This is a genomic window from Bacillus cereus group sp. MG4 (assembly GCF_040460055.1).
In the GTDB taxonomy this organism is placed as follows: Bacteria; Bacillota; Bacilli; order Bacillales; family Bacillaceae_G; genus Bacillus_A; species Bacillus_A wiedmannii.
Window position 1 is genome coordinate 310,730 of record NZ_JARVGZ010000001.1, and the last position, 23,638, is coordinate 334,367.

Consider the following 23,638-nt stretch of genomic DNA (forward strand, 5'->3'; position numbering starts at 1 on the left):
CGTTTCTAATAATAGCGCTAATGAAAGGTTAATTGATATTATTTACTAATAGATGATAGTGCATATCTCGTATTTGTGAATGAACTGTATGAAAAATAAATAAAATTAGTGGAAGTTTAATTAAAAGATTATATGTTTTGAAAAATAATATAGATTCTCCTTATTTATATTATAGATAGCTAGTATTAGGCATAAGGGGCTTTTAATAAGACAAGCTTTGAATATGATATTAAAAAGGGGATGAATTGTATTGGGGTATATTATCGATATTTCAAAATGGAATGGAACTATTGATTGGGATATTGCAGCATCTCAGCTAGATTTAGTTATTGCTAGAGTTCAAGATGGTTCGAATACGGTAGATTTTATGTATCAAAATTATGTGAATGAAATGAAGAAACGCAGTATTCCATTTGGTAATTATGCATTTTGTCGTTTTATATCTATTGCTGATGCAAGGAAAGAGGCACAAGATTTTTGGAGTCGTGGCGATAAATCTGCTAAGTTTTGGGTGGTGGACGTAGAAATTCAAACGATGATGAATATGCAAGGGGGGACACAAGCGTTTATAGATGAATTACGCCGTTTAGGTGCGAAAAAAGTAGGGCTATACGTGGGGCATCACACGTATGTATCATTTGGAGCACGTAATATTGAAGTTGATTTTGTATGGATTCCTCGTTATGGAGGAAATAAGCCAGCATATCCGTGTGATATTTGGCAGTATACTGATTCGGGAAATGTTCCTGGTATTGGGAAATGTGATTTAAATCAATTAATAGGAAAAAAGTCGCTTTCTTGGTTTATAGGATCGGATCAAGTAAATCAATCTGTTCAATCCGGCAAAGAGGATACACAAAGATCAACTGGTATCGGTATTGCGGTTTCAAAATATTCTGATGGATATGGCATAAATCTATATGAAAATCCTGCGAATCCTCAGTTTACAGGTACAATCACTCAAAAAACTCCATATTTAGTCTTACATGGTTATTGGGGAGGCGCAAATAAAGATATGATTTGCTTAGGCAATGATAAACAGTGGGTATATGTAAAACATTTTGATGTGAAATGGTTTTATGCATCTTCAAAATATCCCGTTGGGTATGGAGTTAATTACTATGCAGAGCCTGAATGTATAAATTATAAAGGAAATATTGATGGATCAAAATCTTTTCGTGTGTGGGGCAGAGCCAAAAATGCGGTAGATATCGGGCAAAATAATTGGATACTGGAAGAACATGTAACTATTAAGAATCTATAGGAATACGTAAAGGGTCATTTTACTGATACATAGTAAGATGACCTTTAATATTTGAACAAAAAAGAACAAGATACATAGTTTATTCAAATGAAATGAATTACATGTGGAAAACACATTGTTAACACAAGTACATTGTATAGTTATTCTTATATAATAATAAAAGTGAGGTATTTTGAATTGAAAAAGAAAAAGCTATTTTTAGGAACAATTATTTCATGCGTAGTACTGGCATTATCGACATGTGGTTCCTCAGACAATGTAGTAACATCAAAAGTAGGAAATGTTACAGAGAAAGAGTTAAGTAAAGAATTAAGACAAAAATATGGGGAAAGTACTTTATACCAAATGGTGTTAAGTAAGGCGTTGCTAGATAAATATAAAGTTTCAGATGAGGAAGCAAAAAAACAAGTAGAAGAAGCAAAAGATAAAATGGGTGACAACTTCAAATCGACTTTAGAGCAAGTTGGATTAAAAAATGAAGATGAATTAAAAGAAAAAATGAAGCCAGAAATCGCATTTGAGAAAGCGATTAAAGCGACTGTCACAGAAAAAGATGTAAAAGATAACTATAAACCAGAAATGAAGGTAAGTCATATTTTAGTGAAAGATGAAAAGACTGCTAAAGAAGTGAAAGAGAAAGTAAATAATGGAGAAGATTTTGCAGCTTTAGCGAAGCAATATTCAGAGGATACTGGTTCAAAAGAACAAGGCGGAGAAATAACTGGTTTTGCTCCAGGACAAACGGTGAAAGAATTTGAGGAAGCTGCATATAAATTAAATGCAGGACAAGTAAGTGAGCCAGTAAAAACAACTTACGGGTACCATATTATTAAAGTGACAGATAAAAAAGAATTGAAGCCATTTGATGAAGTAAAAGATCAAATTCGTAAAGATTTAGAACAGCAAAGACTACAAGATACGACTGGAAAATGGAAACAACAAGTAGTTAATGATTTATTGAAAGATGCTGATATTAAAGTGAATGATAAAGAATTTAAAAATACATTTGAATTTCTAGAAAAGAAATAATGATTGTAATTAGAAAAGGGAACCTATATAGGTTCCCTTTTCTAATTAGTGTGTGAGTTATAAATGGATAGTAAGACAATGTAATATTACATTTAAATATTAAGAATTACAATGGGAATTTATGTAATTATTTTAAATAGGAATGATCAATGCTTCATAGAATGTTGATATTATAATGTTTCGTTTGCTTAATTTCATTAAATATAAAGTGGATTTATTAATTTTAGCCCACTATTTGCATGTAGTCTGATTGGCGTGGGCTAATTAAAACCTGAATTGATTTAAGTTTTTCTTTATTGAAGTGGATAAACATAATTTGCAGAATGAAACATACAATAGTATTGAAAAAATATTGATGCGAAATGAAGTGAAAAGCAGAGCATTCTACTAAAAAAGGATGTTCTTTTTAGTATGAAATTTTTAGGATAAAGAAAGAATGCTTTTAAACGAATTACTTAATAGATAAATATATTATGTAGGAGGAGAAAATATGAAAGTAATTTTTCAGAGAGAAGGCGGAGGGAAGGTTTTTGAATCGCATGATGAAGATATAAGTAACTTATTAGCTATTTTAAAAGAAACGAAAGGGATTAAGATTGGGATGGTTGACTATGAAGTATTAAAATACGAATTAGGGTATTTTCGTAACCCAAAAAAAGCAGTAACGGAGAGGGAATTACATATAATAGTACAACCAAAATATATGTAGTAAGGGGAGATTATGTATTCTTAAACAGTATGTACGAAAAGAGAGTGTTTAGATTGCTCTCTTTTCTATAGAAATTTTGTGAGTTCGTTCTTTATAATATATGCTTTCATTTATAGTTGGTTAATAAACTTGAAAAATTAAAACTTTTATATAAGAAGTGAAAAGCTCATTTGATGAAGAAAAAATAAATGATGGATAAAAATATAATTTAAATCATTCCAAAAGAACGTAGGTTCGTGTATAATTAGAACGAATGTTCTTGTGTTTGCAGATAGTATACGAATAAGAAATAAAGTGAAACTTTAATTAGCGGGGTGTTCATCGTCCGTTATGTATTAGCTTTCACCAATTAAGCGTTTACGGGCAGTTGATTTTCGTCTTACCTCCTCGCATATAGCGGATTTTGAGGTAGGAGCTTCACTACCTGTTAATGCGGGATAAATATCAGCCTAGCAATTATTAACGAATAATCGAGGAACAATATGTGTGAAATAGAATGGATAAATGATCAAGGAGATAAAGAAATGAATGATGTAAAGGTGCAGAAAGCAGAAAGAGAGTGGGTTCCATTTACAGTAATGTCGGAACAGTTGTTAAGTATGCGAAAGATTGTTAGAGAGAAGTTTAAAGTACAAAAACCGCTCTTAACAAACGAAGCAAAAGAGAGAATTTCTGATAAATTATTAACGTCATTATTGTCTGAGAAAGAAATATTGGTGACATATTTTGAAGATGGTTACATCCTTACAAGTTATATGACAGTAGTGCATATAAACCCGCTAAAGTGCATTGTAATATGTACTGACGCATTTTATAAAACTTACGTATTTAATACTTCTGATATTATTGAAATAACGTAAAGGAAGCTGGAATTTCAATTTTAGCTTCCTTTACGTTATGTAAATAATGAAAAGAAAAAGCAGCTAGCTTCACACTAGCTGCTAAGCCCCAGGGAAAGGGAGAAAAAGATAGGGTACTCCAAAAATCAATAATAGCTGTGTAACAGCCTGATTATAGTATAGACAAATTTATTATTCCTAAACAGTACGATGAAAAAAATAGGACTAAGCTGTACCTACTTGGTTTTGATCTGCAAGGTCAGAATCAAAAGTATTGGTTGCGCTCACACCATTAAAAGTATTAACAACAAAACCAACATTTGAAGCACCAGATCCATTATAAGCCTTCGTATTTTCTTTCGGAGAAACATTGTAGAAATCGCCTAAATTAAATGAACCGTTACTATTTTGTACAACTAAATTCCCTACAACTGAGGGCATAGTTTTCACCCGCTTTACAATCATTTGTTAATACTACTATATGGTGTTATAGTCCAAATGGTTCATGTAACAAAAATTGTGGAATAGTAAAACGTTTGAAGTGTAGCTTAATCCTACAATAAAAGTATGTTAAAATTAATGTAAGGTCGATTAATTTTAAAAAACAATTGTATAATTAATATATATAAAATCAAAGGAGGCAAAATGTAATGAATAATGTTATAAAAAAAGTAGATTTAACAGATGCAAAATCAAGTAATCTTGTTGCACTTATTTATAGCAATGAAGTTATATTGGTTGAAGAAGCATTTTGTCCAAATGAAATAAAATTAAAGTTTAATGAAATTGCAATTTTATCGGCTATTAAAACAGCACATATAATGAAAGTATCCATCAGAAAAGAACTGGAAGCAATTTTTCATGACACTGGTGTTTTATTTGTGAAGCATAGTGTTGATTATGGAAATAGTCAATCTATCACTATGCATTTTGAACAATTCAAAAAGTTGCAAAATGAGATTGAGAATTTAAATAAAAATAGGTAATCAGACTAGATGAAGATTCTTTCATAGAGGTGAACTGTTCTATGATGAAAAATTAGTTTGAAATTTTTTCAGATGAATCTCACTGTAAGCATAAATATGGTTTTATTAAGATGCAGGATAATGAAGATTTTAAAAGAAGTAATCTAGGTGTAGCTTTTATGTATCGGTGTGAGAAATGCGGGAAAGAGAAGCTGAAATATAAAAGCAATAACGAAATAAATAATGACTTTTTTGATATATAAGCAAGAGTAACTGTTATGGTTACTCTTTTTGCTTACATAAAAACTCCTACTAAAGTATGAAATGAGTTGATACTTTAGTAAATGGCTGAATGAAAAGGGAGAGTGTAAAATTTTATAAAGGAGGAGAGGTATATGCAGCGAAACGAAACTGGAAAAATTGTAATGATTACAGGAGTGACGCAAGGATTAGGTCGTGCAGTGGTTGATCGATTTCATGAATTGGGATGGAATATATATGGCTGTGGACGTTCAAAAGATAAAATTGAAGAATTGAAAAAATATTACGGTAATATACATGATTTTCAAATAATCGATGTTTCAGACTCCCAGCAAGTAAGTAATTGGGCGAATTATATACTTCATAGATATAGAGCACCTGATTTGTTAATAAATAATGCATCGATTGTTAATAAAAATGCGCCACTGTGGAAAGTAACAGCTCAAGAATTCGAAAATGTAATGAATGTAAACATAAATGGTGTAGTAAATGTAATTAGGGCATTTGTCCCAGCGATGGTAGCTAGGAAAGAAGGAATGATTATTAATATGAGTTCTAGTTGGGGCCGAGAGGGAGAAGCTGAGCTGGCGCCATATTGTGCCTCAAAGTTTGCAATTGAAGGTATCACGAAATCTATGGCACTTGAATTACCCTATGGTATGGCTGTTGTTGCTTTAGATCCGGGCGGAAGTATCAGGACCCCAATGCTGTATTCATGTGCACCAGAGTATGTAAATGAATCACCCACACCTGAAATGTGGTCGCATCATGCGATTCAATATATATTAAATATAACAATAGATAAAAATGGAGCTTCATTGACATGCCCAGAATGTATGTAAATATATTTTGAATTGTATACGTATCTTTTAATTAGCATATTTTCAGTGATATACGCTTTTTTGTATGATTAACACGTTTTAGAATGCACAAAATTACATATAGAAAATAAATATGAGATAAAGGATGCCGTTTGTGTATGGCGAAAAAAGCACTAGAAAATTTCTAAATAGGTGATAAAAATGAATCCAAGCGGTTTAAAAGTGACAGGAGCATGGTTTCAAGTAGGAGGAAATCTTACTGCGGCTATTGGGGCGACAAGAGGATTTATTGGAGAAGAGAAAGTTGAATCGAAGATTGTAATTGTAGGAAGCGCATTACAAGCCCTCGGTTATATATTACAAATAATAGCGAGTAATGATACCGGAGATGAAGCTGAAAGAGAAAATCAAAATATGTGTTTGGAGAATAAAAGTGAAATGCTTGATAAAATGGGTATTGAATTATTAGCATTAGGGAATATATCAAATGTAATAGGAACATATTTTAATATAAATAAACAATTGAAAGAGAATGATTATCTCATAATTGTCGGGAACAGTTTACAATCGATTGGTGCTTTTTTAGGAGTAGAAGCAGCTTTGCTTCAGATGAAAGCAATACAGAGAATTATAATACTAGGTAATTCTTTGCAAAGTTTAGGTGCGGGACTTCAAGCGTATCAAGGTATTATTAATGTATCAAAGAATGAAATAGAAAATGAAGGCAGTATGGTTGATAAGAAGAATGAGAAGATAATAGCACTCATTGGTATTTGGATACAAGCAATAGGAACTATTATTTCTGCAATTGGATTAACTATAATAGAGGAAGAAGAAAAATTAGAAAAAATAAATGTATGAAAATACACATTTGATAAAGGTAGGGAAATTTCAATTTTACATACGTGGTAAGATTGAAGTAGTAGGTTTTTAGGCATATGAATAGAATATATAAGAGTAGAAAAGTTTTTCATGCTTAATTGGAATGTATGAAATATAAAAATAATTGGTTTTGTGAGCGTTTGAAAAGAAGAGAGATAAAAATACAAAATGAGGAGTTTTCAAGAGATGATGTATTTATTGGCAATTCTTCTGCCACCTGTAGCCGTATTATTTTGCGGCAAACCATTTCAAGCGATAATTAACTTCCTATTAACATTAATATTTTGGGTTCCAGGAGTTATACATGCGATATTAGTTGTACATGATAAAAAAGCAGATCGGCGTTTAAAAAAACAAATTCGAGCATATGGTGAAATGAATAAGAGGGATAGAAGGTAGCTAAGTCGTGAAATGATTGTAAAAAGAAAGGGGGACTACCTCCTTTCTTTTTTTCATTCTGTTTAAATTTTAGTATAGCGGTAAGAATTTTTAATATAAGTATTGTGATAATTAGTTTTAGACTGTGCGCTTAATAAACCGGTGTAAATGTTTTCAGGCACGTTAAAGAAATCATACGTTCCATTCTTTAATTGAATGCGTAAAATCATAGAAAAAGGATTATAGCCAACAGCAACAATATTTTTGGAACTCACGGGAGATAACTTCATCATTATGCAACTCCTCACTTTTCATTTTTAACAATTTCTTGTAGATGTTGAGGTTGTAGTGTTGAAATCCTTATAATTAAAGCGGTATTATACTTATATACAATATATTAAATGTTCGTTATACGTAATGATAAGAAAGTTCACACGAAGTACATATCATTGTGCTATTTTTATTTCACCTTTGATTTATAAATAAGAAAATATTGACCATTTGAAAAAAAGGTATATTATTTATACGAGGTATGAAAAATTCACTTTTTACATTCTATGCTTCAAGGGGCAGCATTATTAGGAAAATAGAAGTGAAAATAGTTTGTATAAGAAGAATTCTAAAATTTATAATCTGTGAATTAGGAAAATATTGAATGCTCCAGGTCAATATACTTTCTTAATTAAATTCATTTTAGAAAGTGACCTCAATATTTTTAAGTAAATCAACGGGAGAATTGAAAGGCAGGAGAAAGTAACATGTCAGAAAATTATCGTTCTCGAGAGGAGCGACGACAAGTTAAAAAGAAAAAACAGCCAGCGTCTAAAACACAAAAACCAAAAGGTAAAACATCATTCTTTCGTAAGTTTTTGATTACTTGTTTATTACTTGGTATTGTTGGTTTAGTGGCGGGGGTTGCTACCTTCTTCGTAATGATTAAGGATGCACCAAAACTTGAGAAAGCAAAACTTGTTAATCCGTTATCCTCAAAAATTTATGATAAAAATGGCGATTTGGTATATGAATACGGGAAAGAAAAACGGACGAATGTTACGTATGATCAAATTCCTAAATTAGTAGAAAATGCATTTTTAGCAACTGAAGATGCACGTTTTTATGAGCATAGTGGAGTAGACTTTAAAGGTACTGCCCGTGCTGTTTTGGTGAGTCTTAAAGGAGATTACGGTTCACAAGGTGGAAGTACAATAACGCAGCAGGTTATTAAAAACTACTTCTTATCGATGGAAAAAACATCAAAACGTAAAGTTCAGGAAATATATTTAGCGTATAAGCTAGAACAACAGTATTCAAAACATGAAATTTTAGAAATGTATTTAAATAAAATTAATTTAGGAAACCGTTCATATGGTATCGCAACAGCAGCACGAAACTATTATGATAAAGATTTAAAAGAGTTAACATTACCAGAAGTTGCGATGCTTGCAGGTTTACCGAAAGCACCAAACAATTACGATCCAACGAAAACAGAAAATGTTAAAAGGGCAACAGAAAGAAGAGATGTTGTACTAGGATTAATGAATCGACATGGTTATATTACAAAAGCAGAAATGGAAGAAGCATCGAAAGTTTCAGTAACGGATGGTCTTAAACCTGCAACTGAACTTCAAGCAATGCCATACCCTGCATTTATGGATGCAGTTGTGAAAGAAGTAGAAAAAGAATTGCCCGATGCTAATATTGGCTCAGATGGTTTAGAAATTCATACAACATTGGATCCAAAAGCACAGAAATTAGCTGATAATATTTTAAATACAAATATTATTAATTATCCAAATGATAAATTCCAAGGTGCTTTCACATTTATGGATACGAAAACAGGTGAGGTTCGTGCTATAGGTAGTGGACGCGGTGAAAATAAAGCAGTATTTAAAGGGCATAATATGGCAATTGAATTAGATCGTGCAGCTGGTTCGACGATGAAGCCAATCTTTGATTACGGTCCTGCAATTGAATACTTAAAATGGGCTACGTATCATCAAATTGATGATTCTCCATTTAAATATTCAACTGGACAAGAACTTCGAAATGCGGACAGAAGTCATTTAGGCCCAATTACTATGCGTGAAGCGTTAAAAATGTCACGTAACGTTCCAGCAGTTAAAACTGCAAAAGAAGTAGGACTTAATAAATCAAAGGAATTCTCTGAGAAATTAGGTATTACATTTAATAAACCGCTGGCAGAATCTACAGCTATTGGTACAAACGAAGTATCACCAACTGAAATGGCGGGTGCTTATGCGACATTTGGAAATGGTGGAAAGTATGCAAAACCGCATTTTGTTAAGAAAATAGTTTATCCAGACGGCAAGTCACAAAGTTTTGAGCAAAAACCAAAACAAGTTATAGCTGACTCTACAGCATATATGATTACTGATATGCTTCGTTCAGTAGTGACATCAGGTACTGGTACAGCGGCAAATATAAGTTCTTTAGATGTAGCTGGAAAAACAGGTACAACAAACTATGCTTCAAAACAATTAGCTCAATATAAAATCCCAGAAAGTGCAACTCGTGATAGTTGGTTTGCAGGTTATACGCCGCAATATACGATGGCAGTATGGACTGGGTATATGAAAGATGGTAAAGACGAGTATATTAGTAGTAAAAATACGAAAATTGCACAGTTGATCTTTAAAGAAATGATGAGCGAGATGGCTACAGATAAATCAAGATTTAAAATGCCAAGTAGTGTAATTCAAGAAGGTAGTGAGCTACGTATAAAAGGGGAAAAACGTGATTCTTCTCCAAATACGAGCGTACCGGATACAACGGAACAACCAAAACAAGATCAACAGCAAAAAACTGAAGAAGAGAAAAAGCAAGAAGAATTAAAGAAACAAGAAGAAGAAAAGAAACAAGAGGATCTTAAGAAGCAAGAAGAACAAAAGAAACTAGAAGAGCAAAAGAAACAAGAAGAAGAAAAGAAACAAAATGAACAAAATAATGGAAATGGCCAAGGAACGACACCTCCAGCAAATAACGGAGGAGGCCAAGGGAATACGACACCTCCAGCGAATAACGGAGGAGGTCAAGGAAATACGACACCTCCAGCGAATAATGGAGGAGGCCAAGGAAATACAACACCTCCAGCGAATAATGGAGAAGGCCAAGGAAATACGACACCTCCAGCGAATGACGGAGGAGGTCAAGGAAATACAACGCCACCAGCGACCACACAACCAGATACTGGTGGGAATACAGGAGAGGCTCCTGCTAATAATGGGCAATAAGAAAATTTTATGAATAATATTAAAAAGCACTTAAGATTTGTAAACATTACAAATCTTAAGTGCTTTTTTCGTTTAAATGTTAAAAGTACCATAGAAATTTTAAAAATAAATGGAAGGGAAATGATAAAAAACTTGAGCCTGAGGTAATGGAGGATAACTTTGGCTTTGAAAGGTGGTACTACTTGGATGTGCGCCATGATGCCAAAATGAGGGAGTAACTTGACCTGGAATTTGATATTGTTGCCAAGTTGCAGGAAGTTCAATTCCTACATCGGAACTAGCTGTATGAACGGCTGGAACGTGTATCCCAGGAGTCGAAGGAACGACGGCTGTTACTCTTGAAGATACCCACATAACATAATCACTCCTAAGTTGTGATAATAAAGTAGTATATTCTTTTCACGCGTATAAAGGTACATATAGATAGGACTTTAGGCTAATGTATACTTATAAAGTTGTAAGACCAATTTATATTGATGGTGGACCATTATTATAAAAAGTTACGTCTATTTACGGAGGGAAAAGGGACTAAGAAAATGTAAAATGGAGGTGTTAATTGCAAGAATATACGTGTTTATGGAGGAATTTTAATGGAACGATTATGGACGAAATCATTTATTCAAATGACTTTCGCAATGTTATTTTTATTTACAGGATTTTATTTACTTGTACCAACGCTCCCGCTCTTTATTAAAGAGATAGGCGGCAATGAATCACAAGTTGGACTTATGATGGGAATGTTTACAATAGCAGCAGTTGTAATACGACCGATTATCGGAGGAATGTTAGATCAATATGGGAGAAGATCTTTTATTATTTTCGGACTCGTCTTTTTTGGGATAACGATGTATTCTTATAATTTAGCATCGACTATTGTTCTTTTAGCTGTTTTACGGGTAATTCATGGGGTGACATGGGCTGTTTCTACAACAGCTGTTGGAACAGCGATAACTGATATTATTCCAGATTCACGCCGTGGTGAAGGTATGGGTTGGTACGGGATAGCTATGACAATTGCAATGGCAATCGGCCCAATGATTGGATTATCGGTTGTACAACATTATTCATTTCACGGCCTATTCTTGTTGGCAACTCTTTTATCCTTTATGGCAGTCCTATTATCGTCCATGACGAAAACGCCATTCACACCACAAAAAGAAAAAGGGAAAATGCAGTTGTTTGAAAAATCGGTTCTATCCATTACAATTGTAGTTTTCTTTTTATCATTTGCATATGGAGGGATTACGACGTTTTTACCGCTATTTGCATCTTCAATCGATGTGAATCCTGGGACATTCTTTCTTGTATATGCAGTTGCTTTAACGATTGTAAGACCAATTTCAGGAAAACTATTAGATAAGTATGGAGAAGTATTTATCATACTCCCGGCATTATGTATTACTGTTATCGCGATAGTTGTATTAATGATTTCAAATAGTTTAATAGGGGTAGTTATCGCAGCTGCATTATACGGTGTTGGATTCGGTTCAGCACAGCCCGCATTACAAGCAGCGATGCTTACAATTGTTGACCCGAGTAAGAGAGGAGTTGCTAACGCTTCATTCTTTACTGCATTTGATTTAGGGATTGGACTTGGTGCGATTTTACTTGGAATTGTTTCGCAAATGTTTGGTTACCGTATTTTATTTGCAGGTAGTGCAATTTCAGGACTAATCGCATTCATTATTTTTGTCGTTTTTGTAAAACAGAGATTAGATAAAAAAGAATTTGCGTAAACGGGAGTAACAAAGATGAAAATTTCAATTGAACTTAACGATTTACAATGGTTAAAGGATAACATAATAATAGTTCAATTCAGCCGGACTATTCTTTAGGGATAGTTTCTGAGAAATCAGATGGGGAAATCGTGTCAGTTGAGAAAAAAGTCATTCTATTTTGGGAGATGTTTATAATCTTTGGTACTTTAAAAACTATCATTTAGTTAAATGTTACTATGAGGAAACGGAAGAAATTCAATTTAATTATGTGAAATAATAACTTTTTTAAAAATAAATAAGTTTTATATAAGAATTATATTGATGAGATAGTGAAATAGATATCATGTAGAAACGAGTTGTATATGTGTACAGCTCGTTTTTTTTATTTTCTTAAAAAAATTGGTTGAATGATATATTCTGTGGGATTTTCTGAGTCATCCTTATATTTTGTTTTAATAAGACACATAAAGAAGTCAGTCCTTTCTTTATAAAATGTGAAAATTATTTTTAGAAAATTGTATTGCTACATCGGTAAAAGTATAGGAAACTTATCATTATAAAATAAATTGAAATCTTCTAAAAACTCTGATACATTGAAATAGAAATGTAGTTTCACGATTTTGTAAAGGCTTACAGTTATGTGCACGAAGATCTATTAGGATTGGAGGAAATAATGATGAAAGCTGAAGAAAAATTTTCCCCGGGATTAGATGGTATAGTGGCAGCGGAGACGAAAATTTCGTTTCTTGACACAGTGAAAGGTGAAATTGTAATTCAAGGGTATGATTTAATCGAACTCTCAAAAACAAAAGAGTATTTAGACATTGTGCACCTTTTATTGGAAGAACATCTACCAAATGAGGATGAAAAAGCAAAACTCGAAAAGAAATTAAAAGAAGAATACGCGGTACCAGAAGGTGTATTCAACGTATTAAAGGCATTACCGAAAGAAACGCACCCGATGGATGGATTGCGTACAGGTGTGTCCGCATTAGCTGGTTACGATAATGATATCGAAAACCGCTCGTTAGAAGTAAACAAAAGCCGCGGGTACAAATTATTGAGCAAAGTACCAAACATTGTAGCGAATAGCTATCATATTTTAAATAATGAAGAGCCAATTCAGCCTCTTCAAGAATTAACATATAGCGCGAATTTCTTCTATATGTTAACAGGTAAAAAACCAACTGAACTTGAGGAGAAGATCTTTGATCGTTCCCTTGTTTTATATAGTGAACATGAAATGCCAAACTCTACATTTACAGCGCGCGTTATTGCATCAACGCAATCGGACTTATATGGTGCTTTAACAGGTGCAGTTGCATCTTTAAAAGGTAGCTTACACGGTGGTGCAAACGAAGCTGTTATGTACATGCTTTTAGAAGCTGGTAATGTTGAGAAGTTTGAAGAGTTGTTACAGAAGAAACTATATAACAAAGAAAAAATTATGGGCTTTGGACATCGTGTGTATATGAAGAAGATGGATCCAAGAGCACTGATGATGAAGGAAGCTTTAAAGCAGTTATGTGATGTAAAAGGTGATTATACACTATATGAAATGTGTGAAGCTGGAGAAAAGATTATGGAGAAGGAAAAAGGAATTTATCCGAACCTTGATTATTATGCAGCTCCAGTATATTGGATGCTTGGTATTCCAATTCAACTTTACACACCAATCTTCTTTAGCTCTAGAACAGTAGGACTATGTGCGCACGTAATTGAGCAACATGCGAACAATCGATTGTTCCGTCCACGTGTAAATTATGTTGGCGAGCGACATGTACTTAGTAAATAAGAACAACTGGGGAGTTGTTAGCGCCGCCCGCTAGATGGGTGTTTGACCGACACCCATCATTAATAATAACGAATTTTCGACAGAAAGGGAAGAATAGTATGATTAAAACAAATGAAATTAAACAAAAAGATGCATTATTAGAAGAAATTGCGGATTATGTATTAAATAAAGAGGTAAATAGCGCAGAAGCATTCAGTACTGCTCGTTACGTATTACTTGATACACTTGGATGTGGAATTTTAGCACTACAATATCCAGAGTGTACGAAATTACTAGGACCAGTTGTACCAGGAACGATCGTGCCGAATGGTACACGTGTACCAGGTACGTCATATGTGCTTGATCCAGTGAAAGGTGCATTTAATATCGGATGTATGATCCGTTGGTTAGACTATAACGATACTTGGCTTGCAGCAGAGTGGGGACATCCATCTGATAACTTAGGCGGTATTTTAGCAGTTGCAGATTATATTAGCCGTGTTCGTATTTCAGAAGGAAAAGAACCATTAAAAGTACGTGAAGTATTAGAAATGATGATTAAAGCACATGAAATTCAAGGTGTACTAGCTTTAGAAAATAGTTTGAATCGTGTTGGTCTTGACCATGTATTATACGTAAAAGTAGCAACAACTGCTGTAGTTGCAAAAATGCTCGGCGGAACACGTGAAGAAATCTTTAATGCATTATCACATGCATGGATTGATAATTCTAGTCTTCGTACATATCGTCATGCACCAAATACAGGCTCACGTAAATCATGGGCAGCAGGTGATGCAACAAGCCGAGGTGTTCATCTTGCAATGACTGCTCTAAAAGGTGAAATGGGATATCCAACAGCATTATCTGCACCAGGCTGGGGATTCCAAGATGTATTATTCAATAAACAAGAATTAAAGTTAGCAAGACCATTAGAGTCTTATGTAATGGAAAATGTATTATTTAAAGTTTCATATCCAGCAGAGTTCCATGCACAAACAGCTGCAGAGTGTGCTGTGAAATTACATCCAGAAATTAAAGAAAGATTAGATGAAATTGATCGTATTACGATTACAACTCATGAATCAGCAATTCGTATTATCGATAAAGAAGGTCCATTAAATAACCCAGCTGATCGTGATCATTGCTTACAATACATTACGGCAATTGGTTTATTAAAAGGAGATATCGTTGCGGATGATTATGAGGATGTAGTAGCAAATAATCCACGTGTAGATGAATTACGTAATAAGATGGTTGTTGTTGAAAACAAACAGTACAGTTTAGATTACCTTGACCCGAACAAGCGCTCAATCGCCAACGCTGTTCAAGTTCATTTCAAGGATGGCACTGTAACAGAAAATGTGGAATGTGAATATCCACTTGGTCACCGTTTCCGTAGAGACGAAGCAATTCCAAAAGTTGTTCAAAAATTCACTGCAAATATGGCAGGTCATTATTCTAGTAAGCAACAAGAACAAATTCATGAAGTTTGTCTAAATGAAGAAAAACTAGAAAATATGAATGTAAACGAATTTGTAGATCTATTCTTAAATTAATAATAGGGGGAATTTAGAATGGCTTGGGTTGTGAATAAACAGTCAACACAAGAGGAGCTTGCGAATCGCTTCCGAGCTTTAGTAGAAGCAAATGAAATTTTGCAAATTCCAGGTGCTCATGATGCAATGGCTGCTCTTGTTGCGAAAAATACAGGTTTTTCAGCTTTATATTTATCGGGAGCTGCTTACACTGCAAGTAAAGGGCTACCAGATTTAGGAATCGTGACGTCTACTGAAGTAACAGAGAGAGCAAGAGATCTAGTAAGAGCTACAGATTTACCGGTTCTTGTTGATATTGATACAGGATTTGGCGGTGTATTAAACGTAGCGAGAACAGCAGTAGAAATGGTGGAAGCGAAAGTAGCAGCTGTTCAAATTGAAGATCAACAATTACCGAAGAAATGTGGACATTTAAATGGTAAGAAACTCGTTACTACAGAAGAGTTAGTTCAAAAGATTAAAGCGATTAAAGAAGTTGCACCAAGCTTATATATTGTGGCACGTACAGATGCTCGTGGTGTAGAAGGCTTAGATGAAGCAATTGAAAGAGCGAACGCTTATGTAAAAGCAGGTGCAGATGCAATATTCCCTGAAGCGCTTCAATCAGAAGAAGAGTTCCGTCTATTTAATAGTAAAGTAAATGCGCCTTTACTTGCGAATATGACTGAGTTCGGGAAAACGCCGTATTATAGTGCAGAGGAATTTGCAAATATGGGCTTCCAAATGGTTATTTATCCTGTAACTTCACTTCGTGTTGCAGCGAAAGCATATGAGAATGTGTTTACTTTAATTAAGGAAACAGGTTCTCAAAAAGATGCACTTTCAAGTATGCAAACGAGAAGTGAGTTATATGAAACAATTTCATATCATGACTTTGAAGAACTAGATACTGGAATTGCAAAAACAGTATTATCAGAGGATCAATAGATAAAACAACTAAGGCGATGAGAATACATCTTTGGCAAAACGAACTGCTTGATGTGACAATTCATCGCCTTCTGTTTTCAAAAATAAGAAATTCCACTCATCGTAGACGAGCATACGTAGTAGCAAGTCAGGCCGAAATGATAGGGGGATTCAGATGGAGAAAACAAAGTTACCGTGGGATGAATTTTTTTCACTTAATAAAGATGTGAATTATACTTTCTTTACGCCAGAAGATTTTTCAGGAGATGAAGATTTAATCGCAAAAACGACAGAACAATTCGTTAAACAAGAAATTGTTCCACAAATGGACAATATAGAACAACATAACTATAAAATTTCTCGTCAATTATTTGAGAAAGCTGGAGAACTTGGATTATTAAGTATTGAAGTCCCAGAAGAGTACGGCGGATTTGAGTTAGGAAAGGCAGTTTCAGGGCTTGTAGCAGAAAAAATGGGATACGCTGGTGCATTTAGTGTTTCCTTTAATATACACGCTGGTGTAGGTACATTGCCTTACATATATTACGGAACGAAAGAACAAAAAGAAAAATATTTGCCGAAAATTGCGTCTGGAGAATGGATTGGGGCTTATGCTTTAACTGAGCCAAATGCTGGTTCTGATGCTTTAAGTGCAAAAACGAGTGCAGTATTAAATGAAGATGGTACTGCTTGGAAGTTAAATGGTGAGAAGCAATGGATTACAAATGCTCATATGGCAGATGTATACGTTGTTTTTGCGAAGACAAATAAAGGAATGACAGCGTTTATTGTCGAAAGAACATGTGAAGGTGTATCCATTGGATTAGAAGAAAAGAAAATGGGGATTAAAGGTTCTTCAACGGCTACCCTAATTTTAGAAGATGTTGTCATCCCTGCTCAAAATGTTTTAGGGGAAGTTGGAAAAGGGCATCACGTAGCTCTTAATATTCTTAACTTCGCTAGACTAAAGCTGGCTTTTGGAAATATTGGAGCAGCAAAACAAGCAATTGGTTTGTCGGTTCAATATGGAAAAGAGCGAAAACAGTTCCAAACGGAATTAGTAGATTTTACGATGATTCAAGAGAAAATTGCAAATATGATCATTGCTACATATGGAGCAGAAAGTGCAGCCTACCGTACAGCAGGTGTCATTGATGAAGCAATTCATGAGAGTGATGAAGATCTTATGAAGAAAATGTCTCAATTTGCAATTGAATGTGCACTTAATAAAGTAAATGCTTCTGAAACACTTGGTCATATCGTAGATGAAGCTGTACAAATTCATGGTGGTTACGGTTATATGCAAGAGTACGAGGTAGAACGATTATATCGTGATGCTAGAATTAGTCGTATTTTTGAAGGAACGAACGAAATTAATAGATTAACAGTTGCTAAAATGTTAATGAAGCAAATGGAACAAATTGAAGATACTGTAGTAGAAGTTGATGTAGCAAACGTTGAAAGAAACCATCGTTACATTTTATTAGCGAAACAATTGTTGAAACAATCTTTGAAAACGCTCTCTAAAACTCCAGGGTTAAAAATTGACCAAGAACAAGAATATTCACGTGTATTATCAAATATGTTAACGGACGTGTACGTCATGGAATCAGCATTTTTACGTACGAGTAAAGCAATTAGTAAAAATGGTGAAGAGAAAGAGCGTACGAAACAAATGATAACTGACGTTATTTGTGAAGAAGGCTATCGTAAAGTAGAAGAAGCAGCGATTTCTATACTTTCAGCGGCTGTCACAGAAGAACAAGATAGACACGTAATTTTAGCTGAAATTCGTCAATTATTAGTGCCTTTATACACGAATGTGTTTACGAAAAAGAGAGAAATTGCGAAAGCTATTATAAATCGCGGAAAGTATATTGTGTAAATAGGAGGAAAGCGATATGAAAAAGATTGGCTTTATCGGTTTAGGTAACATGGGTCTTCCAATGTCTAAAAATTTAGTTAAATCAAGTTACACAGTATACGGTGTGGATTTAAATAAAGAGGCTGAAGCTTCCTTTGAAAATGAAGGAGGAATTATTGGCTTATCAATCTCAAAACTAGCAGAAACATGCGATGTGATTTTTACAAGTTTACCTTCACCTCGCGCTGTTGAAGCGGTGTATTTTGGGGAAGAAGGATTGTTTGAAAATAGCCACTCGAATGTAGTTTTAATTGATACAAGTACTGTATCTCCACAATTAAACAAACAGTTAGAGGAAGCTGCAAAGGAAAAGAAAGTAGACTTTTTAGCAGCACCAGTTAGCGGTGGGGTAATTGGAGCCGAAAACCGTACATTAACGTTTATGGTTGGTGGATCGAAAGAAGTATATGAGAAAACGGAATCTATCATGGGCGTACTAGGCGCGAATGTTTTCCATGTTAGTGAGCAGATCGATAGTGGCACAACAGTTAAATTAATTAATAACCTATTAATTGGTTTTTATACAGCTGGTGTGAGTGAAGCTTTAACATTAGCAAAAAAGAATAATATGGATTTAGATAAAATGTTTAATATTTTAAATGTGAGTTACGGTCAAAGTAGAATTTATGAGCGTAATTATAAAAGTTTCATTGCAACTGAAAACTACGATCCAGGCTTTACTGTGAATTTATTAAAGAAAGATTTAGGATTTGCAGTAGATTTAGCGAAAGAAAGCGAACTTCACTTACCAGTAAGCGAAATGCTATTAAACGTATATGAAGAAGCAAGTGAAGCAGGGTATGGTGAAAACGATATGGCTGCTTTATATAAGAAAGTTAGTGAACAATTAATTTCTAATCAAAAATAATAGACTTATATACATCATAAAAAAGGAGAGAATATAATGATTACAACTGAAATTAAACGAGTAAAAAATCATATTAATGGTGAGTGGGTAGAATCTACTGGTACAGAAGTAGAAGCAGTTCCGAATCCGGCGACTGGAAAAATTATCGCTTACGTTCCGCTATCTCCGAAAGAAGATGTTGAAAAAGCTGTTGAAGCGGCAAAAGTAGCATACGAAACATGGTCTAAAGTACCAGTTCCGAATCGTTCAAGACAATTGTATAAATATTTACAGCTTTTACAAGAAAACAAAGAAGAGCTTGCTAAAATCATTACGCTAGAAAATGGTAAAACATTAACGGATGCAACTGGTGAGGTGCAGCGCGGGATTGAAGCGGTAGAACTTGCAACATCAGCACCAAATTTAATGATGGGACAAGCTCTTCCAAATATTGCTAGCGGCATTGATGGATCGATTTGGCGCTATCCAATTGGAGTTGTTGCTGGTATTACACCGTTTAACTTCCCAATGATGATTCCATTATGGATGTTCCCACTTGCAATTGCTTGCGGTAATACGTTCGTATTAAAAACATCTGAAAGAACGCCACTTTTAGCAGAGCGACTTGTAGAGTTATTCTATGAAGCTGGTTTTCCAAAAGGGGTATTAAATTTAGTACAAGGCGGAAAAGATGTTGTAAATAGCATTTTAGAAAGTAAAGATATTCAAGCTGTTTCGTTCGTTGGCTCTGAGCCAGTAGCTCGTTACGTATATGAAACAGGTACGAAACACGGGAAACGTGTACAAGCGTTAGCTGGTGCAAAAAACCATGCGATTGTAATGCCAGATTGCAATCTTGAGAAAACAGTGCAAGGTGTAATTGGATCTGCATTCGCAAGTAGTGGAGAGCGCTGCATGGCATGTTCAGTAGTAGCAGTAGTTGATGAAATTGCTGATGAATTCATCGACGTACTAGTAGCAGAGACGAAGAAGTTAAAAGTAGGTGACGGTTTCCACGAAGATAATTATGTTGGACCATTAATTCGTGAATCTCATAAAGAGCGCGTATTAGGCTATATTAATAGCGGTGTAGCAGATGGAGCAACTTTATTAGTTGATGGCCGCAAAATTAAGGAAGAAGTTGGAGAAGGTTACTTTGTAGGTGCGACAATCTTTGATGGTGTAAATCAAGAAATGAAAATTTGGCAAGATGAGATTTTTGCTCCAGTATTAAGCATTGTAAGAGTTAAAGATTTAGAAGAAGGTATTAAACTGACAAATCAATCTAAATTTGCAAATGGTGCGGTTATTTATACGTCAAATGGTAAACATGCACAAACGTTCCGTGATAATATCGATGCTGGTATGATCGGTGTAAACGTAAACGTTCCAGCACCAATGGCATTCTTCGCATTTGCAGGAAATAAAGCTTCCTTCTTTGGTGATTTAGGTACAAATGGTACAGATGGCGTTCAATTCTATACACGTAAAAAAGTTGTAACTGAGCGCTGGTTTTAATAGAGAGTGAACAGCCAAATCAGTTGTTAAATGAAAACCACCACTATTAATAGTGGTGGTTTTCGTCTTGTTAATTATTTTTTTCAAAAGCTAGTTTAATACCAAAACCAATTAAGACGATTCCTGTTAAGCCTTGAATATAACGTTGCGTCCTCGGTTTTTTCATAAAAGCACTAATTTTATCAATTAAAAATATATAAAAAGCGAACCAAATAACTGTTAAAACGAGGTAAGTAAGACCCATTACGAGAAGTTGAATAAACGTATTATGATTTGGATTTAAAAATTGCGGTAAAAAGGTTAAAAAGAAGACTGCAACTTTAGGGTTTAATAAATTCGTAAGAAACCCTTGGCGAAAGCAAGAAGTGTGTTCATCTTCATTATTTAAAGATATATCATTCGTATCAAAGCCTTCTTTGTTTCTTACCGCTAAAAGGGCTTTAATGCCAATATAAATTAAATATAGAGCTCCAACGTACTTGAAAATAGAAAATAAAAGAGCTGACTTTACAATAATTGCGGAAAGTCCGATTACTGCTGCTAAAGTATGAATTAAAAGTGCAACACATGTACCGAACACTGTTTTCACTCCACCGACCTTACCGGCAACCAATGTATTTTTCGTCGCCATTGCAGTATCAGGACCGGGTAAAATAATAAGACAAATAGACATAATGATGAAAAGAAAATAATTTTCAATCATAGTTGCTCCTCCTTTTTATTTTTAGAATATTTGATTAAAAATAGTGTAGCACACATTTTGATTTAATAAAATTAAATTTTATTAAAAAGTATTAAATGAGAAAGAGGCTATATAGTAGTGGAATTCCACTACTATATAGCCTCAATTTTATCCCGCATGACCGGACGATCGGTGAGGGCTAATAATAAGCGGGTAATGAACCCCCACTTATTAATGTTTCACCTAATTATGCATTAAGTAAGTTAAAGAATCGATTTACATCTTCTTCTGAAACATCACTTAACTGCTTATATTTATAATTCGGATTTTGATCTTTATCAACGACAACAGAACGTACTCCTTCGAAGAAATCCGCATGTCTCATGAAATTTTTAGCAAGTACAAGGTCGGTAGCAAAACATTCTTCAACGGACTTATCTTGTCCATCAATAAACTGTTTTAATGTTACTTTTAATGAAATAGGGGATTTTGATAATAGCGTTTCTTTCGTTTTTAAAGCAAAGGAACTTTGAGCTTTCTCCAATGAATCGGTGATCTCTTCAATTGTATCGAATGCAAAATGTGAATTAATTTCTTCTAATGAAGTAGAAAGTTCGCTTTCTAAGTTTGGAGCAGTTGCAAATGTACGAATGACTTCTTTTAAATTAGTATGTACATCATCTTGTTTATGCCAATTTACACTTTCAAGTTCAGTAAGGAAAATTGGTAATGAATCAGATGTCATAAAGTAATCAGCGGCGTTTATAAATAATACGTCAGCAGCTTTTAAAACAGATGCTGTTAAAGCAACATAACGGCCAGCAAACCCTGGAGCTTTATTTAAGAAATAAGCAGCACCGACATCTGGGAAGAAGCCGATATTCATCTCAGGCATTGCCCATTTCGTACGCTCAGTTACAATTCGATATTTCGCACCATTTGTAAGACCGACACCACCGCCCATTACAATTCCATCTAAACAAGCGATGATCGGTTTTTTATATTGATAAATATATGTATCAATTTCATACTCTTCTTCAAAAAAACGTTCCGCATGCTGCAATGCAGTTTCATTTGAACGCGCTTCATAAAGAGTTTTAATGTCGCCGCCTGCACAAAAACCTTTTGTGCCAGCTCCTTTTAATACGATAAGCGCAATTCGCTCATCATTTTCCCACTCTTTCAGTTTTTGCCCAATTGGTTGCAACATGTCATAAGATAAAGAATTAAGCGCTTTTGGGCGGTTTAAAGTAATTGATGCAACGCCGTTTTCACTAACAGAAAATAAAACGTGTTCAGTCATAATTCATCCTCCCTTACATATCTTCTTATTCTTAATTCTTGATACGTATTGAAATGTCCTTTATAAATTTTGTCTAAACTTGACGGTACGTGTTAATTTGTATATCGCATATTTTGACGAGATATATTTGCAGGATTTCTGAGGTTGAAAATGAATATTACAACATTACTGTAATTGTAATTATTTGAAATTATCATGATAAACACGCTATTATATATGTGTAAATTGTACATAATTACTTCAAAAAGAGTATTTGAAGCGATTATGATGAAAGAAAAATTGCTTTTCATTAGAAATAGAGAAAGGAGAAATCGGAATGCCAGTACCTTTACTATTGTCGGTAATTATTTTGTCTTCTTTAATGATAGGGATAACGCAGTATTTTCATCATACAGATACGACAGAGGAAGTGAAGGATAAAGTACGACTTGTATTTCCGATTTTCATCATATCTATTTCTTTTTGCATTTTATTAAATAAGGATGGGTACATTATCGCAGTATTTTCATTTTTTGTAGCGATCGTTTTCATTACAGTTTTATATTATGTAATGAAAGACTTTATACAAAAATAAAGATGTCACATTAGACATTTTTATTTTTAAAATAAAGAAAATTTCACATACCGTATTATATGTAAAAATAAAAAACATATAGTAGTAGAAAAGTGTGTACTTTGCCGTGTATTTACTTGTCAATCTTGCATAGCCAATATACTATTAATAATGTAGAGATTAGAAAAAGGGGTTGTATCTGTCATGAAATTTGAGATGCACACAAAAATTATTTCAAATGAAAAAGAAATAAGATTACATATAGAAGAAAACATATTTCAATTAACATTGGATGGTTATCACTTATTTACAGTTCAAGAAATATTGCCTTTATATAAATCAAATGAAGAAAGAATTGGTAGTGCAATGATACAAAAGTTAGAGTGGGAAAACGGAAAAACTACAATAAACTATCAACTCGTATCACTAAAATCAGTAAATTAAAAGGAGCAGGAAAC

At 34.0% G+C, this 23,638-nt stretch carries 24 protein-coding genes and 1 pseudogene; 20 read left to right on the plus strand and 5 right to left on the minus strand.

Annotated elements, in window-relative coordinates; genetic code table 11:
- Window positions 1-250: 250 nt before the first annotated feature.
- The 4 genes from QCI41_RS01640 (at window position 251) to QCI41_RS01655 (ending at window position 3,862) form a co-directional block, all read left to right on the plus strand.
- Window positions 251-1,264, plus strand: a complete 1,014-nt coding sequence (locus QCI41_RS01640; protein ID WP_353838595.1) for a glycoside hydrolase family 25 protein — start codon at window positions 251-253, stop codon at window positions 1,262-1,264.
- A gap of 177 nt (window positions 1,265-1,441) precedes the next feature.
- On the plus strand, window positions 1,442-2,293 hold the full coding sequence (locus tag QCI41_RS01645) for a peptidylprolyl isomerase PrsA (RefSeq protein ID WP_353838594.1): 852 nt from the start codon (window positions 1,442-1,444) through the stop codon (window positions 2,291-2,293).
- Window positions 2,294-2,783: 490 nt separating this feature from the next.
- Complete coding sequence (locus QCI41_RS01650; RefSeq protein ID WP_353838593.1) at window positions 2,784-3,002, plus strand: hypothetical protein; 219 nt, start codon at window positions 2,784-2,786, stop codon at window positions 3,000-3,002.
- A gap of 524 nt (window positions 3,003-3,526) precedes the next feature.
- Window positions 3,527-3,862: a YolD-like family protein gene (locus tag QCI41_RS01655; protein ID WP_353838592.1), complete on the plus strand. Its 336-nt coding sequence runs from the start codon at window positions 3,527-3,529 to the stop codon at window positions 3,860-3,862.
- A gap of 204 nt (window positions 3,863-4,066) precedes the next feature.
- Here QCI41_RS01655 and gerPF read toward each other — a convergent pair whose 3' ends face one another.
- Window positions 4,067-4,282: a spore germination protein GerPF gene (gerPF, locus tag QCI41_RS01660; RefSeq protein WP_001141565.1), complete on the minus strand. Its 216-nt coding sequence runs from the start codon at window positions 4,280-4,282 to the stop codon at window positions 4,067-4,069.
- A 209-nt stretch (window positions 4,283-4,491) separates the two neighbouring features.
- Here gerPF and QCI41_RS01665 point away from each other — a divergent pair, with 209 nt between their 5' ends.
- The 5 genes from QCI41_RS01665 (at window position 4,492) to QCI41_RS01685 (ending at window position 7,169) form a co-directional block, all read left to right on the plus strand.
- Entirely contained in the window at window positions 4,492-4,827 is a 336-nt protein-coding gene (locus QCI41_RS01665) for a hypothetical protein (RefSeq protein WP_001066867.1), read from the plus strand.
- A gap of 62 nt (window positions 4,828-4,889) precedes the next feature.
- Window positions 4,890-5,069, plus strand: coding sequence for a hypothetical protein (locus QCI41_RS01670; protein WP_223266021.1), 180 nt, complete (start codon window positions 4,890-4,892; stop codon window positions 5,067-5,069).
- Between the two features lie 132 nt (window positions 5,070-5,201).
- A complete protein-coding gene (locus QCI41_RS01675) occupies window positions 5,202-5,909 on the plus strand; it encodes an SDR family oxidoreductase (protein WP_353838591.1) in 708 nt (235 codons plus the stop codon).
- Window positions 5,910-6,089: 180 nt separating this feature from the next.
- Window positions 6,090-6,749: a DUF6944 family repetitive protein gene (locus QCI41_RS01680; protein ID WP_353838590.1), complete on the plus strand. Its 660-nt coding sequence runs from the start codon at window positions 6,090-6,092 to the stop codon at window positions 6,747-6,749.
- Between the two features lie 207 nt (window positions 6,750-6,956).
- On the plus strand, window positions 6,957-7,169 hold the full coding sequence (locus tag QCI41_RS01685) for a YqaE/Pmp3 family membrane protein (protein WP_353838589.1): 213 nt from the start codon (window positions 6,957-6,959) through the stop codon (window positions 7,167-7,169).
- A gap of 62 nt (window positions 7,170-7,231) precedes the next feature.
- On the opposite strand, the gene QCI41_RS01690 is transcribed toward QCI41_RS01685, so the two are convergent.
- Window positions 7,232-7,441, minus strand: a complete 210-nt coding sequence (locus tag QCI41_RS01690; protein ID WP_046955725.1) for a KTSC domain-containing protein — start codon at window positions 7,439-7,441, stop codon at window positions 7,232-7,234.
- Window positions 7,442-7,906: 465 nt separating this feature from the next.
- Between QCI41_RS01690 and QCI41_RS01695 the strand changes: the two genes are divergently transcribed.
- Entirely contained in the window at window positions 7,907-10,399 is a 2,493-nt protein-coding gene (locus QCI41_RS01695) for a transglycosylase domain-containing protein (protein ID WP_353838588.1), read from the plus strand.
- Window positions 10,400-10,498: 99 nt separating this feature from the next.
- On the opposite strand, the gene QCI41_RS01700 is transcribed toward QCI41_RS01695, so the two are convergent.
- Window positions 10,499-10,753: a hypothetical protein gene (locus tag QCI41_RS01700; RefSeq protein WP_353838587.1), complete on the minus strand. Its 255-nt coding sequence runs from the start codon at window positions 10,751-10,753 to the stop codon at window positions 10,499-10,501.
- Window positions 10,754-10,989: 236 nt separating this feature from the next.
- Here QCI41_RS01700 and QCI41_RS01705 point away from each other — a divergent pair, with 236 nt between their 5' ends.
- From QCI41_RS01705 to QCI41_RS01740, 8 genes and pseudogenes are all read left to right on the plus strand, one after another.
- Entirely contained in the window at window positions 10,990-12,135 is a 1,146-nt protein-coding gene (locus tag QCI41_RS01705) for an MFS transporter (RefSeq protein WP_353838586.1), read from the plus strand.
- A gap of 68 nt (window positions 12,136-12,203) precedes the next feature.
- Window positions 12,204-12,394, plus strand: a pseudogene (locus QCI41_RS01710) (hypothetical protein); the annotation flags it as partial.
- Between the two features lie 396 nt (window positions 12,395-12,790).
- A complete protein-coding gene (gene mmgD / locus QCI41_RS01715; protein WP_116867973.1) occupies window positions 12,791-13,912 on the plus strand; it encodes a citrate synthase in 1,122 nt (373 codons plus the stop codon).
- A gap of 98 nt (window positions 13,913-14,010) precedes the next feature.
- Window positions 14,011-15,447, plus strand: a complete 1,437-nt coding sequence (prpD, locus tag QCI41_RS01720; RefSeq protein WP_353838585.1) for a 2-methylcitrate dehydratase — start codon at window positions 14,011-14,013, stop codon at window positions 15,445-15,447.
- Window positions 15,448-15,465: 18 nt separating this feature from the next.
- Window positions 15,466-16,374 carry a methylisocitrate lyase gene (gene prpB / locus QCI41_RS01725; protein ID WP_353838584.1) on the plus strand — a complete coding sequence of 303 codons (909 nt, stop codon included), beginning with the start codon at window positions 15,466-15,468 and terminating at the stop codon, window positions 16,372-16,374.
- A 154-nt stretch (window positions 16,375-16,528) separates the two neighbouring features.
- The gene (locus QCI41_RS01730) at window positions 16,529-18,238 is read left to right on the plus strand and encodes an acyl-CoA dehydrogenase family protein (protein WP_353838583.1); all 1,710 of its coding nucleotides are present in this window, start codon (window positions 16,529-16,531) and stop codon (window positions 18,236-18,238) included.
- Between the two features lie 16 nt (window positions 18,239-18,254).
- On the plus strand, window positions 18,255-19,145 hold the full coding sequence (locus QCI41_RS01735) for an NAD(P)-dependent oxidoreductase (RefSeq protein ID WP_353838581.1): 891 nt from the start codon (window positions 18,255-18,257) through the stop codon (window positions 19,143-19,145).
- 36 nt (window positions 19,146-19,181) lie between these two features.
- Window positions 19,182-20,642 carry a CoA-acylating methylmalonate-semialdehyde dehydrogenase gene (locus tag QCI41_RS01740; RefSeq protein ID WP_087980356.1) on the plus strand — a complete coding sequence of 487 codons (1,461 nt, stop codon included), beginning with the start codon at window positions 19,182-19,184 and terminating at the stop codon, window positions 20,640-20,642.
- Window positions 20,643-20,712: 70 nt separating this feature from the next.
- On the opposite strand, the gene QCI41_RS01745 is transcribed toward QCI41_RS01740, so the two are convergent.
- Window positions 20,713-21,345, minus strand: coding sequence for a LysE family translocator (locus QCI41_RS01745; RefSeq protein ID WP_000572331.1), 633 nt, complete (start codon window positions 21,343-21,345; stop codon window positions 20,713-20,715).
- A 226-nt stretch (window positions 21,346-21,571) separates the two neighbouring features.
- Window positions 21,572-22,627, minus strand: a complete 1,056-nt coding sequence (locus QCI41_RS01750; protein WP_353838580.1) for an enoyl-CoA hydratase/isomerase family protein — start codon at window positions 22,625-22,627, stop codon at window positions 21,572-21,574.
- 316 nt (window positions 22,628-22,943) lie between these two features.
- Here QCI41_RS01750 and QCI41_RS01755 point away from each other — a divergent pair, with 316 nt between their 5' ends.
- Together QCI41_RS01755 and QCI41_RS01760 are read left to right on the plus strand one after the other, a co-directional pair.
- On the plus strand, window positions 22,944-23,201 hold the full coding sequence (locus tag QCI41_RS01755) for a hypothetical protein (protein ID WP_001145039.1): 258 nt from the start codon (window positions 22,944-22,946) through the stop codon (window positions 23,199-23,201).
- A 183-nt stretch (window positions 23,202-23,384) separates the two neighbouring features.
- Window positions 23,385-23,624, plus strand: a complete 240-nt coding sequence (locus QCI41_RS01760) for a DUF2584 family protein (RefSeq protein ID WP_353838579.1) — start codon at window positions 23,385-23,387, stop codon at window positions 23,622-23,624.
- The last annotated feature ends 14 nt before the right edge of the window (window positions 23,625-23,638 follow it).